This is a genomic window from Nocardia brasiliensis, from assembly GCF_042691675.1.
In the GTDB taxonomy this organism is placed as follows: domain Bacteria; phylum Actinomycetota; class Actinomycetes; order Mycobacteriales; family Mycobacteriaceae; genus Nocardia; species Nocardia brasiliensis_D.
Genome location: NZ_CP170507.1, coordinates 1,973,858 through 1,987,467 on the forward strand (window position 1 = coordinate 1,973,858; position 13,610 = coordinate 1,987,467).

Genomic DNA, 13,610 nt, shown 5'->3' on the forward strand with positions numbered 1-13,610 from the left:
GGTTGTCTTGGACGAATGTTCCCGACGTGCTGTCATCGATTTGCCTGCGGTGCTAGGGGAGTGGCCTTGTCGCTGTGCGGATCTGAGCCCGGGCCCACCGCCCCAGCGGTGTGCGACGCCCACAAACGCCGCGAGAGTTGGCCCGCCAGGCAGGCACCGGCCGCGTTCAACAGCACGTCGTCGACGGATGAGTGACGGCCGATGCCGAGGGCGAACTGCACAGCTTCCACCGTGACCGAAGCTGCCGCGCCGACCAACAGGATGCGGTACCAGCGAGCGAACCAGGATCGGCGCACCGGTAACAGAAGACCGAGCGCGGCGAAAACCAGCAGATTCCCGCCGATCTGCTCGATCACCCGCCCGTCGGCCAGTTGCGCCGCCAGATCACGCAGCGGCACCAGATTCACCGAACGCCCAATTCCATTCGGCGTGAGGATCATCCACACCCACGGCGCCGTACCCGTCACCATCCCCACATCGCACAGCGCGACCCGCCACCCCCACCACCGAGCGACCCACCAGGCCACCACACCCGCAACCGGTATAGCACCGATCGCGACAACCACAACCCCACCCCACATCTCCCATGTCCCGTCCACCCCGCCAGTCTCCCCCAAACCCCTTGCGCCACAGCCCGGCTCCACAAATCATCCCCAAAACCCGTACCGCACGAGCGCATCCGTTATCGCTCGGCCGCCAACAGGGGCATGCCCATGTCTACCTCTTTGTGAACTGATCGCCCGGTCCGATCGACCCATCCAGTCGGGTCGGCCGCAACGAATGTTGTCCGGGTGACCGATTGTCCGGACGGCGAGAAAGGGTGGTCTGTAATGAGGGTAACGGCTTTTCGCATTATGGTGGTGTCCGCGGGAATTGTGTTGGCTGCAGCGTTTCCGCAGGTAGCGGGGGCTGCGGGGCCTGGGTTGCCCAGCGGCCCGGTCAAAACTGCCAAACCGGACAAGGACAAAGGCGCTAGGTATCAATCCATCCTCGTCCAAATCCCTGGAGTGAAATTTCCAGAGGCCAGGAGCTTGATCACACCGAACCAGATGTACTACGTCGGCGAGGCGATGTGCACCAATGATGATGTGGGCCAGGGAGTTCGCGACGATCTGAACAAGGAACTGAAGAACTTCTACATCGAATTCGGCGATCCGGCACGTCCGGACGACATCGTGGGGAAGATTTGGAAAGAGGTATTCGGGGAAAGTAAATACACCGAGAAGGTGCGGCATGGTATTTGTGCGGTTGTCGGCGACGACGAGAAATACGCGGACTATGTCGCCACCGCCAAGAAGATCGTTTCAGGCTATGGCGAGAACGTCCGGGTACAACCGAAGTATGCGGGGGAGGAGGGTGCGGACGACAGGCGCGACTTCTGGGCCGAAAAACTCGGTACATTCGGCACCGCTCTGAAACCCTGGCTCGCGATTGATCTCAAGGCGGCATAGCAATCACACTCCTACCGCCGACGGTCAGGTGACGAGTGCGCAGTTGATGTAAGCGCTAAGTCAGCTCGCGTCGAACAGCGGAAGCTGTTGTGCGTCAATGTTGTTCCCGCCAAGTCGGCGCAGGCACCGGGCACAGGTGATCTCGGCGCGGGTCGGCTCCAACGCCGTGGGCGACCACCCGGACACACCGGTGTGACACACCAGCTCCGGTACCTCTTCGTCGCCGACCCATTGCCCGAGGCTGACCGCGTGCACGGTGCGCCCGGCCCGGACGACGGCGTGCACGCCAGGGTCGCCGAACGCCGCCCGGGTAGATGCGGCCAGCGGAGCGATGTCGGTCATGTGTCCAACCATACGATCGCCCACCGACAGCGGAGCATCACTGGATGCCCGTCCGGCTTATTCAATCGGACTGTTCGGGCAGGAAGAACATCAAGGCCCACATTACGATCAAGATGCCGCCGACCCACCAGAGCACGCCGGTGAACGCGTCACGGTTGAGCGCCCCGTCCGGTGATCCGCCGGTGGCGGCGAAGAACACGAGCCCGGTCAGGGCGACGCCCAAGGCGGCGCCCAGCTGTAAGGCGGTGTTGAACAGGCCCGAGGCCGAACCGGCGCTGTCGTGCGGGACCTTCGCCAGAGTCAGGTCCGCGATCGGTCCGCCGATCATGCCAAGACCGAACCCGAGCAGCAGAACGGGGACCGCCATCGCGAGCAGGGTCAGGTCGGACCGCCCGCCGCTGATTTGGAACCCGTAGGCCATCATCGCGGCGAGGGCGATCAGGGCTCCGGTCTGCGGCAGGCGCCGCGCGAAGCGCCCGGCGGTCTTCGTCGCGGTCATCGCACCGGCCAGTTCGCCGAGCGAGAGCAGCACGAACGCCATGGCTGCCATCAGCGGGCTCATGCCGAGGCCGCGCTGCAGGTACAGCGTCCAGGTCAGGAAGAACAGGCCGCACAGCAGGCCCACCATCAGCTGCGCGGACAAACCACCGGAGAACTGCTTGCCCTTGAACAGCGACAGCACCACCAGCGGGGCATCGTTCTTGCGGCGCTGCTGGTGACGGAGGAAGACGCCGAGCATGAGCAGTCCGCCGACGAACATGGCGAAACTCCACAGCGGCCAGCCGTTGGCGTGGCCCTCGGTGAGCGGGAACACGATCAGCACCATCGCGATCGCGGACAGCAGCACGCCCGCGAGGTCGAGACGGTCGGCCTTCGCCGCGGTCGACTCGGTGATGAACTTGCGTCCGAGGATGATCACGGCGAGCCCGATGGGCACGTTGATCAGGAAGATCGGCCGCCAGGACAGTCCGAACAGGTCGGCTTCGGTGAGCACGCCGCCCAGAACCGGACCCAGGACGTTGGCCATCGCCAGGACCGCTCCGAAGAGGCCGAAGGCCCTGCTGCGGTTCTCGCCGTCGAAAGTGACGTGAAAGGTAGCCAGGACCTGCGGGATCATTACCGCGGCTGCACCGCCTTGGAGCACGCGGGCGGCGATCAGCATGCCGGGGTCGGCCGCGATGCCGCACAGCAGCGAGGCGAGGGTGAACCCGGCGGTGCCGAGCAGGAAGATCTTGCGTCGGCCGTAGATGTCGCCGAGCCTGCCACCGGTGATCAGCCCGAGGGCGAAGGTCAGCGCGTAGCCCGCGGTCAGCCACTGCACCGCGGCCGGTCCGGCGCCGAGCGATCGTTGGAGAGTCGGGATGGCGGTGAGGACGACCGAATCGTCGAGGATGTTCATGAGTTCGCCGGTCAGCAGGACCGCGAGGGCGATCCTGGCGGCCGTTGTCATCTTCGACGACGCGGCGGACGGGGTATGAGCCGAGGGCTCGGGGGTTTGCTCGGACTCGTTGTCGAGCGCGGGGGAATTCACGGTAGGACTCCTGGTTCAGGAATCGGGGAACTCGCCGTCCGCCGCACGGAAACACGAAACCCGGGGCAGTCGGCAGAGCTGCACCCGGAAAGGACAGAAAGCAAGATTGGGTGACGCAACTCAGGCCAGCGCGGCGTCCGCCCCCGGACACGTTCAGAAATCAGGACGTGGGGGCACACGGACGGCTACATGGCCTGGGATATAAGTCACCACCTCGAATCCATTACCGAAAGAACTAGGGAGTCCGTACTGCCGCCGAAGGAATCTTCGGTGCAGGGACTCGACCACGGTACGCCACTCCCTGGGCCCGGCGCACGCCAGATATGCGGATGTCCTCCGCGAGGAGACCGGCGAGCAGAACCCCGAAGGGGGACATACGGAGGCACGCATCGGCCATGCGCGGGCTGTTGGGAATGCCATACGAATCGACCCCCGACTGTGACCTGTCCCGCATATGGCGGCGCTACACCCGTTCTCGCGTCCACACCGCTTAACGTCGCCAAGGCACGACAGTTGGTAGGGAAGGTGGCGGCGAGCGTGGTAGATACCCAGGCGAAGCTCGATGAATTGGTCAAGATCCTGGCGATCGCTGCGGAACCGGCAGGTGAGGCCGGTATTGCCAAGCGAGCGAAGAAGGGCGTTCCGAGCGTCCGCGAGCGGGTGAACATGCTGCTCGACCGCGGGACGTTCATCGAGACCAGTGCCCTGGCTCGTCAGCCCGACCAACCTGACGCTCTCTACGGAGACGGCCTCGTCACCGGTCGAGGGTTGATCGGTGGCCGTCCGGTGGTGGTGATCGCCCACGATCAGACCGTGTACGGCGGGTCGGTCGGTGTCACCTCCGCCCGAAAGTTCATGCGGGCACTGCAGTTCGCGTTCGACAACGCGTGCCCGGTGGTGACGATCAATGATTCCGGGGGTGCGCGGATCCAGGACGCGGTGGGCTCGATCGCCTCGTTCGGTGATATTTCCCGAGTGCTGGAAAGACTTTCCGGCTATGTGCCGCAGGTGTCGATCATTCTCGGCAAGTGCGCCGCGGGTTCGGTCTATGGCCCGATCAACACCGACGTGCTCATCGGCACCCGGGATTCCTACATGTTCGTGACCGGGCCAGAGGTGATCAAAGCCGTCAACGGCGAGGACATCACGGCTGAGGAGCTAGGTGGCGCCGAGGTTCAGGCCAAACGCGGCACCCTGCACCACGTGGCAGACAACGAGCAAGAAGCCTATGACTGGGCCCGCAAGTACCTGAGCTACATGCCGACCAGCTGCCTCGAGCAGCCGCCGGTCGTGAACCCTGGCCTGGAGCCGGAGATCACGGCTAGCGATCGGCAACTCGACGCGATCATCCCGGATTCCGATCGCGCCGGGTACGACATGCACGAGATCCTGCTGCGGATCTTCGACGACGGTGAATTCCACGAGGTCCGCGCCGCGTTCGCGCCGAACCTGATCACCGGATTCGCTCGGGTCGATGGATATCCGGTCGGTGTGATCGCGAATCAACCGCTGGTGCTGGGTGGTTCCATCGATGCCGCCTGCTCGGACAAGTCGACCTACTTCATCCGGCTCTGCGACGCGTTCAACATTCCGCTGGTGTTCGTCGTCGACACCCCGGGCGTGCTGCCGGGCCTCGAGCAGGAAGCCAACGGCGTGATCATCCGCGGCGGCCGGGTCCCGCGCGCGATCATCGAGGCCACCGTGCCGATCATCAACCTTGTCGTGCGCAAGTCATACGGCGGCGCTTACGGCATGATGGCGGCCCGGCAGGTGGGTGCCGATATCAGTTTCGCCTGGCCGACGGCCCGGATCGCGGTGATCGGCGCCGAAAGCGCGGTCGACCTCATCGGTAAGCGGCAATTGGCGGCGGTACCGCGAGAGCAGCGGGCAGCCGCGCGCGAGTTCATGGTCAACCACTACAACGAAACGATCGCCACCCCGTGGATCGCCGCCGAGCGCGGCTACATCGACGCCGTCATCGAACCCGCGCGCACCCGCCTGGAGATCCGGCACGCCCTGCGCTTGTTGCGCGACAAGCCCCCGGTCAAACCGGGATTCAATCCCCGCAAGCACCCGGTGTACCCGATGTGAGAATGGTCGCGTGCGGTTGTCACGCTGGGTTTTCGGGGTCGGCGGACGGCCAGATGGCGCGTAGTGGGCGCATGCCGTCCTCGACGTAGTCGGCGATGGGGCGGTTGCCGCCGTCGAGGTACCACTGTTCGAGGGCGGCGAAGTAGCCGAAGACCAGGGCGTTGGTGGCGACGCGTGCCTGTGTTTCGGTGAGCTGTCCGGTCGACGCGATCAGTGGGGTGAGCCGTTGGCTCGTGCGGTCGGCCGAGGCGCAGGCGGCCATCCGCACCGATGGTTCGGTGAAGTGGTAGCGGACCCGACGCCACGGGCCGCTGTTGACCGGCGTGCCTTCGGCTGCGTCCGAGGTGCGCCCGGGTGCGGATTCGTCGGCGCGGACGGAGCGGATCAGGCTGCCGATGGGATCGCGCGGGTCCACGATTTCTTCGATTTCTTCCGCGTTCAAGGTGTCGAACTCGTCAGCGACGATGATCCCTTCCTTCGTGCCGAAGAGGCGGTAGACCGTCGAGGGTGAAACCTCGGCCGCGGCCGCGATCTCCTCGATGGTGACGGCGCCGAACCCCTTCGCGTCGAACAGGTCCAGGGCACGTTCCTGAATGGTGTGCATGGCCTTGAGCCGCCAGCGCTCGCGAAGTCCGGTCATGGCTGCAGATTATCAGGAAGTTACTTCCTGAAGAGCGCTGCTGTCGTTTAGGCATTGACTGTCTGTAACTGCTCTCGTACAGTCGCTGTCTACAGAGAGTGACTTTCTCAATCGACGCTTACTCCTGAGCGCGGCGGCGTACTGGCCTCCCCGATCACCCGACCGAACTCACCCGGAAGGACTCGTGGCATGCGAACGAACCACGGCCGTCTCGGCAGACCAGACCGAGCCGACCTGTCCGAGACGAGAGCGCGATGACCACGACCGACATCGCCGAGACGAGGGAACGATCCGCCCCGCCGGATACCGTCCCCGACGCGGAACAGAGTTTCGCAGCGCTCCTACGCCCCCACGCCAGCGGTTTCGCCACCGTGGTCGTCCTCCAAATAATCGGCGCCGTAGCAGGTTTGGCGCCGTTGTTGGCGGTGGTCGAGTTGGGACGCGCGTTGCTGTCGAGCGGCCCGATCGATCACGGTCGGGTCTGGTTCACGGTGATCCTGGGTGCGGTCGGCCTGTTGGTCCGGCTCCTGTTCACGGCCGCTTCGTCCGGGCTCGGGCACATGCTCGACGGCCGAGTGCAACTGTCGTTCCGGCGGCAGTTGGCCGTGCGACTGGGGCGCGTGCCGATCGGCTGGTTCTCCCAGCGCCGGACAGGTGAGCTGGCCAAGGTGGTGAGCGACGACGTGAGTGCGTTGCACCCGTTCATCGCGCACGCGCCCGGCGAGCTGGTGTCGGCGTTCGTGGTGCCGCTGGTGTCGCTGGTCTACTTGTTCACCGTCGACTGGCGGCTCACGCTGATCACGCTGGTTCCGGTAGTGCTGGCGGTAGCGTTGGTCCCGTTGATGATGACCTCGGCCCGGCAGCGCGAGCAGAGCGAATTCGATGCGGCGATGGGGCGGATCGCCGATTCGGTCGTCGAGTTCGTCCAGGGCATCGCGGTGGTCAAGGCGTTCGGCGGCGGCGACCGCGCGCACCGCCGGTTCCGCACGGCGGTAGACGATTTCGCCGACACGTTCCTGCGCTGGGCGCGCGGCCTTTCGCCGATCGCCGCCGGGATGCAGCTGGCGCTGTCGCCGCCGTTCGTGCTGCTGATCGTGCTGCTCGGTGGCGCGGCCCGGATAACCAGTGGTGGAATGGCTGCCGCCGATCTGCTGCCGTTCCTGCTGCTCGGGCTGGGGCTGACCGCTCCGGTCGCGGCGCTCGGCCATGGTTTCGACGACATGCAGGCCGCCGGGCGCGCGGTCGGCAGGATTCGGGACGTGCTCGACGTCGAGCCGCTGCCCGAACCCGCCCGCCCTGTCCCGCCGCGAGGACATCGGGTGGAGCTGCGTGAGGTCCGGTTCGGTTACGACGCGGACCGCGAGGTGCTGCGCGGGATCGATCTGGTGTTGGAGCCGGGCACAGTCACCGCGCTCGTCGGACCGTCCGGAAGCGGCAAATCCACACTCGTCCAGCTACTTCCGCGGTTCTTCGACCCGACGCACGGCACGATCACCCTGGGCGGTGTCGACCTGCGGGAGATCGGCAGTCGGCAGCTCTACCAACTGGTTTCGTTCGTCTTCCAGGACGTTCGCCTGCTGCGTGCGTCGGTGGCCGACAACATCGCCCTGGCGGTCCCGCGTGCCGATCACGAGCAGTTGGTCCGCGCCGCCACGCTGGCGGGCATTCACCGCCGGATCCTGGAGCTGCCGCACGGCTACGACACGGTGCTCGGCGACGAGGCCGGACTGTCGGGCGGTGAGGCACAGCGCCTCGCGCTCGCCCGCGCCCTCTTGGCCGACACCCCCGTTCTGGTGCTGGACGAGGCGACCGCGTTCGCCGACCCGCAGACCGAACAGGCAGTGCGGCACGCCTTGGCGAGCCTGCGCGGTGACCGGACGATTCTCGTCATCGCACACCGGCTGGAGACCATCGCCGATGCCGACACCGTCGTCATGGTGGAAGACGGGGTGATCACGGAGCGCGGCGCACCCGCGCAGTTGCTGGCCGGGCAGGGCAGGTTCGCCGCGTTCTGGCGGTCCCATCGAGGAGACGAGTTGTCATGATCCGAATGCTGTTGCGCGTGCTGGGCGATCAGTACGCCGGACCAGTGCGGCGCACCGTCGCCCTGATGACCACCACCGCGGTCCTGGAGGGCCTGTCCTACGCGCTGCTGGTCCCGGTGCTCCGGGAACTGTTCGGCAGCAATCCCGCGGACGCTTGGCCGTGGCTGATCGCGTTCGCCGCCGCGGTCGCGGTCTACGCGGCGCTGCGCTACGTCAGCGACCTGACCGGTTTCCGCGCCGGAACCACGCTGCTGCGCGGCACCTATCACCGGCTCGGCGACCACCTGGCCCGGCTGCCCATCGGCTGGTACGGCCCCGACCGCGTCGGCGAAGTGTCGGTGCTCGCCAGCCGGGGCGTGCTGGAAGCGATGAGCGTGATCGCGCACCTGCTCGCACCATTCGTCGCCGCCTCGGTGACTCCGCTGACGATTGTTGTTGTGCTGCTGGCGTTCAACTGGAAGCTGGGGCTGGCCGCACTGGTCGCCGTCCCACTGGTGGCGGCGATCCAGGTCTGGACGGGACGCGCGATGGCCACCGCCGATGCCGAACGCCACGACCGCGACCAGGATGCCGCCGGTCGGGTCATCGAATACCTGCAAGCCCAGCCGGTGCTGCGGGCCGGTGGCCGCACCGTCGAACGTTTCGATCTGCTAGACGATTCGCTATGTGGAATCCAGCGCGCCGCCCGTCGATCGGCGCTCTCGGCCCTACCCGGCATCGTCGGCCTGACACTCACCGTGCAGGCGGTCTTCACCGTGCTGCTGGCCATGGGTGCCTACCTCGCGCTGGGTGGGCGCATCGGCGCGGCCGAGGTCCTGGCGATCCTGGTGCTGGCGGCCCGCTGCGCCGAACCCCTGCTGTCGCTGGCCGACATCGGCGGCCAACTCCGCAGCGCGCGAGCCCAATTGACCCGACTGGACACCCTGCTGCGCACCGAGCCGCTGCCCGAGCCGGCCGACCCGATCCAGCCGCACCACCACGACCTGGAGTTCGACGCCGTCACCTTCCGGCACGGCGACCGCACGGTAATCGACGATCTGACCCTGACGGTTCCGCAAGGCCAGCGCTTGGCGATCGTCGGCCCCTCCGGCGCGGGCAAGAGCACCCTGCTCCAGCTACTCGCGCGGTTCCACGATGTGAGCGCGGGTGCGGTCCGAGTGGGCGGCGTCGACGTCCGCGACATCGATACCAGCACCCTGATGGCGCAGATCGCCATCGTCTTCCAGAACGTCTACCTCTTCGACGGCACGATCGAGGACAACATCCGCCTCGGCCGCCCCGACGCCACCGCCGCCGAAGTCCGCGCCGCGGCGACAGCGGCACGCCTGGACGAGGTGATCGAACGACTCCCCGGCGGCTGGACCGCCGACGTCGGCGAAGGCGGCGCACTGCTGTCGGGCGGTGAACGCCAACGCGTTTCCATCGCCCGCGCCCTCCTGAAGAACGCTCCCATCGTCCTGCTCGACGAGGTCACCTCCGCCCTGGACCCGGTCAACGAAGCCGCTGTCCACCAGGGCATCGAACGCCTGATGGCGGGCCGCACCGTGGTGCTGGTGGCGCATCGCATGCACACCGTCCGAACCGCCGACCGCGTCGTCTTCCTCGACAACGGCCGGATCGTCGAAGACGGCACACACCATGACCTGCTGGACCGAGGCGGCCGCTACGCCGACTTCTGGAACATCTCCGCCGTCAGCAGTGGACACGCAAATCGAACCTGACGGGCCCGGCCTCGACCCGTCCGGCAACCGGCCATGTCGTTCCCGTGCCGGTCGGCGGGCTGATCCAGCACTGAGGCGCGAGGGCCGTACAAGACACGCCGAACGTATGCGACTCGAGGAGGCGGAAGTTGTTCGCGCCGTGCGGGACACGCTGCGTACACGAGGGCACCGACCGGGTGTTCGGTGCCCTCGAATACGGCGTCTGCCTCAGTCCTCGACCGGGACTTACGCGGGCTTGGCGGGTTGGGCGGTGGCGGGTGCGGAGTTCAGGCAGAAGTGGGCGAGCATGGCCAGGGTGATGTGGCGGTACCAGCTCGGCCATTGGCGGACCTCGTAGGCGTCCAGGCCTACTGATTCGCAGGCGGCGGCGAGGGTGCGTGCCGCGGAGCCGCCGTTGAGGGCTACGGCGACCAAGGTTTCCAGGTCGGTGTGCTCCGGGCCGAAGCATCGGTAGGTGCGGAGTTTGTCGGATCGGCGGGGGAGCACGCGTTCGACCAGTAGCCAGCGGCGCATGGGCCGGACCTCGGAATCCGGTATTCGGATACGCAGCCACTGACTGTGTACGGCACCCTTTTCCACCCATTGGGTCCACGACGGCCGGGTCAGCAGATCCATACCGACACCGGCCATTCGGAGCTGCTGGTAGCAATTGGGCTGTTGCAGGACATACGGTATCCCGTCGTGTTCGAGACTCGTGGCGAGTAGTTTTCCGTCGAGCGGTTCGGTGCACACGAACCAGTCGTCGGAATACCAGCGAATCTGCTTGATGCGCCGCATCATCGCCATGATGGATTCTTCTTTGCTCCGATATCTGACGGTGTGTGGAATCTTTGTTCGGCAACATTTCAGCTTGTCTTTCAGCCAAAATTCCGGCAAATGCAATTCACGGTCGGCAATCAGGTCCGCACCGTTTCCGGTTTGCACGACGAAGAGCCCGGTTTGGCAGTTCTCCAGACGTCCGGTTCTCGTCGAATACTGCGGCCCGACACCGACCGAGCTGGCACCCTTCTTGATGAAGTTGTACTCCGCAGCGCCGAAGACCCGAACATGACCGGCTGACCCCCCGAGTAAGTGGGCTTGTAGCGCGTCACGCACGGCATCCGCGTCCCACGCCGCGGAACTCAGCATTCGCTGCAGCCCGTCCGCCCGCTTCTCGCCGAGGGAGTTCGCTATCCCGTTGGCGGTTTTCCGCACCTCGGGATCGGCCAGTGCGCGAACATACTGCAATGCGCGATTTCGTGGCTCCGGGCGGGTGAAGTGCGAGGCGGTAATATCGGCCACTTTATGAAAGTTAAGTTCAAAGGTATCCAAACGGTGATCATCTGCCCCCATGTTTCTACCTTACGGACGGTCGGGTCGTAGCGGCCCGGAAAAGTGCGGTAGTCGAGGTGAACTCTGGGGGCATGCAACAGGTTGGCAGTCGGTCGCGACGGCTTGACAGGACGACTTTTTCAATTCCCGAAACGATCTTCGAAATGATCTTTCGGCATCGCGTACCGCGATGTTTGCCCCCGGCGTGCCTGCGGCCGAGGTGGCGCGACAGCCGCCTTTCCGCGGTGGCCGGGGAAGCAAGGTCAGGCTTTCGCGGGCGTGGTTTCGGGCACCTCGTCGGCCGACCCCGCGGTGGGGGCGGGCAGACGAGACGGCCACCATGTCCAGTCGCCTGCCAACAGCGTCAGTGCGGGCACCAGCACGGTGCGTACCAGCAACGTGTCGAGCAGGACGCCGAATGCGACGGCGAAACCGACCTGTACCAATCCGACCAACGGGGTCGTCGTCAGCACGGCGAACGTCGCCGCCAAAGCCACACCGGCGGAGGTGATCACGCCGCCGGTCACGGCGAGACTACGCAGCACGCCGGTTCTTGTCCCGAATCGCCGGGCCTCCTCTCGGGCCCTGGTCATCAGGAAGATGTTGTAGTCGACGCCGAGCGCGACCAGGAAAAGGAATGTCATGAGGAGGAACGCGGGCTCGAGACCGCGGAATCCGAAGAGGTGCTCGAATATCCAGACGCTGGCCCCGATGGCCGAACCGAACGAGGCAACCACCGTGAGCACCAACGCGATCGGTGCGAGGATCGACCGCAGCAACAACCCCAGGATCAGCGTCACCACCGCGAGCACCAGCGGTATCACCACTCGTTCGTCGCGACGCGATGCCTCCTCGGAATCCAGTGTCGCCGCGCTCGGCCCGCCGACGACCGCGCCCTCGGCGACGGTGGGCAGGTCGGCCCGCAGGCGCTGAATCGTCGCTCGCTCACCGGCCGATCCCGGTGGATCGGTTGGGACAGCGATGATTTCACTGAATTCCGCGCCGGATCGGCCCGGTGCGACCATGGCGACGCCGCGGTCGGACCGCACCGCGTCGAGCACCCGATCCCGCGTCTCGCTGGGCGTCGCAATCGTCATCGGCACCCCGGCATGTTGTGGAAAGTGCTGGGCGACAAGGGCTTGCGCGGTTACCGATTCGGGTGTGTCGACAAATCGATCGGCCGGGTCGAGTGGGTCGGTCCGGCCGAACAAGCCCGCGGCGAACGCGCCGAGCACAACGAGCGCACCGACGGTCGCCGCGACGCGATGGCGGGCGACCAGATCGCCGACCCGGTGCCAGATGGTCGAGCCGGTCACCCGCTCGGTTCCCGCCCGCGGTATCCACGGCCAGAACACCTTGCGCCCCAAAAGGATCAGAAGCGCGGGGAAGAACGTGAGCATCGCGGCCAGCGTGCAGGTGATGCCCGCGGCGGCCACCGGCCCCATGGCCGCCATATTGTTCATATCCGCGGCGAGCAGGCACAGCAGGGCGAACACCACGGTGGCCGCCGATGCCGCGATGGCCGGGGCCGCCCGGCGCAGTGCCGTCATCATCGCCGTGGCGACGTCGGTTTCGCGATGCAGCTCTTCCCGATAGCGTGCGACGAGCAATAGTGCGTAGTCGGTGCCGACACCGAACACCAGCACCAGCAGGATGGACGCGTTCTGATCGTTCACGGTGATGTCGAAGATCTTCACCAGCGCGTACACCACGCCGAGCGACACGGCATACGAGGCGCCGACGGCCAGCAGCGGCACCAGCCAGAGCACCGGACTGCGGTAGGTGAGCAGCAGGATCACCATCACCACCAGCGTGGTCGCGACGAGCAGCTGAACGTCCACGCCCGCAAAGGCATTCCGGAAATCGGCGCTCAACGCGCCGGGTCCGGTCACCTGGACGGTCGCGCCGTCCGGTCGGTCGGCGAGCTGCGCGCGCAGGTCGGCGATGTAGTCCGCCGGATTGCCCCGGTCCGCTGGCACCGACAGCGTGTACTGCAGTGCGGCGCCGTCCGTCGAGGCGAGGATCGGCATCGCCGGTCCGTACTTGTCGACGAGGGTCGCTCGCTGTTGTTCGGCGACCGCGCGGTCCGCCGACGTGAGACCGCCCTGGCGGACATACACCACCAGGAAGACGTTCTCGGTCCCGCCCGGCAGTTGTGCCTCGATGTTCTTGACCGCCGTCGATTGTGCTGTCTCCGGCAGGAAGTCGATCTCCCGATTCGACTTCACATCGTTCAAGCCGACGAGCCACGGCGCGGCAAGGACCACCAGGACCAGCCACGCTCCGATTACCAGCAGTGCTCGAATCCGCATCGGCGTGCTCCTGCCCGAATAGGTCCCCAGTGACATCGCGACACCGTTGTCGCGCCGGTGACCGGGGTGCAGCCGCGGCACCTCCTCGCGGGACGTGCCGGGCGAGTCTCAGCACAGGTGGTGGAACTTCGCGCCGAGCCGGACCCCGGACAGCCTCAATTATATG

Annotated in this window: 10 protein-coding genes; 4 read left to right on the forward strand and 6 right to left on the reverse strand. The window is 66.2% G+C overall.

What is annotated here, in order from left to right; genetic code table 11:
* Window positions 1-32 precede the first annotated feature (32 nt).
* Window positions 33-599, reverse strand: a complete 567-nt coding sequence (locus ACFK0J_RS09195; RefSeq protein ID WP_378738419.1) for a VanZ family protein — start codon at window positions 597-599, stop codon at window positions 33-35.
* A 231-nt stretch (window positions 600-830) separates the two neighbouring features.
* On the opposite strand from ACFK0J_RS09195, the gene ACFK0J_RS09200 reads away from it, so the two are divergent.
* Window positions 831-1,451, forward strand: a complete 621-nt coding sequence (locus ACFK0J_RS09200; protein ID WP_378738421.1) for a hypothetical protein — start codon at window positions 831-833, stop codon at window positions 1,449-1,451.
* A gap of 60 nt (window positions 1,452-1,511) precedes the next feature.
* On the opposite strand, the gene ACFK0J_RS09205 is transcribed toward ACFK0J_RS09200, so the two are convergent.
* Both ACFK0J_RS09205 and ACFK0J_RS09210 read right to left on the reverse strand, forming a co-directional pair.
* Window positions 1,512-1,793, reverse strand: coding sequence for a hypothetical protein (locus tag ACFK0J_RS09205; protein WP_218475044.1), 282 nt, complete (start codon window positions 1,791-1,793; stop codon window positions 1,512-1,514).
* A 61-nt stretch (window positions 1,794-1,854) separates the two neighbouring features.
* On the reverse strand, window positions 1,855-3,324 hold the full coding sequence (locus tag ACFK0J_RS09210) for an MFS transporter (RefSeq protein ID WP_378738423.1): 1,470 nt from the start codon (window positions 3,322-3,324) through the stop codon (window positions 1,855-1,857).
* Window positions 3,325-3,861: 537 nt separating this feature from the next.
* Between ACFK0J_RS09210 and ACFK0J_RS09215 the strand changes: the two genes are divergently transcribed.
* A complete protein-coding gene (locus tag ACFK0J_RS09215) occupies window positions 3,862-5,415 on the forward strand; it encodes an acyl-CoA carboxylase subunit beta (protein ID WP_378738425.1) in 1,554 nt (517 codons plus the stop codon).
* A 19-nt stretch (window positions 5,416-5,434) separates the two neighbouring features.
* Here ACFK0J_RS09215 and ACFK0J_RS09220 read toward each other — a convergent pair whose 3' ends face one another.
* Complete coding sequence (locus ACFK0J_RS09220) at window positions 5,435-6,055, reverse strand: TetR/AcrR family transcriptional regulator (protein ID WP_378738427.1); 621 nt, start codon at window positions 6,053-6,055, stop codon at window positions 5,435-5,437.
* A gap of 254 nt (window positions 6,056-6,309) precedes the next feature.
* On the opposite strand from ACFK0J_RS09220, the gene ACFK0J_RS09225 reads away from it, so the two are divergent.
* On the forward strand, window positions 6,310-8,100 hold the full coding sequence (locus tag ACFK0J_RS09225) for an ABC transporter ATP-binding protein (protein ID WP_378738429.1): 1,791 nt from the start codon (window positions 6,310-6,312) through the stop codon (window positions 8,098-8,100).
* Window positions 8,097-9,821, forward strand: coding sequence for an ABC transporter ATP-binding protein (locus ACFK0J_RS09230; protein WP_378738431.1), 1,725 nt, complete (start codon window positions 8,097-8,099; stop codon window positions 9,819-9,821). The genes ACFK0J_RS09225 and ACFK0J_RS09230 overlap by 4 nt, the downstream gene beginning before the upstream one ends.
* 225 nt (window positions 9,822-10,046) lie before the next feature.
* Here ACFK0J_RS09230 and ACFK0J_RS09235 read toward each other — a convergent pair whose 3' ends face one another.
* Window positions 10,047-11,102: a transposase gene (locus ACFK0J_RS09235; protein WP_378738433.1), complete on the reverse strand. Its 1,056-nt coding sequence runs from the start codon at window positions 11,100-11,102 to the stop codon at window positions 10,047-10,049.
* Between the two features lie 293 nt (window positions 11,103-11,395).
* Entirely contained in the window at window positions 11,396-13,444 is a 2,049-nt protein-coding gene (locus tag ACFK0J_RS09240) for an MMPL family transporter (protein WP_378738435.1), read from the reverse strand.
* Window positions 13,445-13,610: the final 166 nt, after the last annotated feature.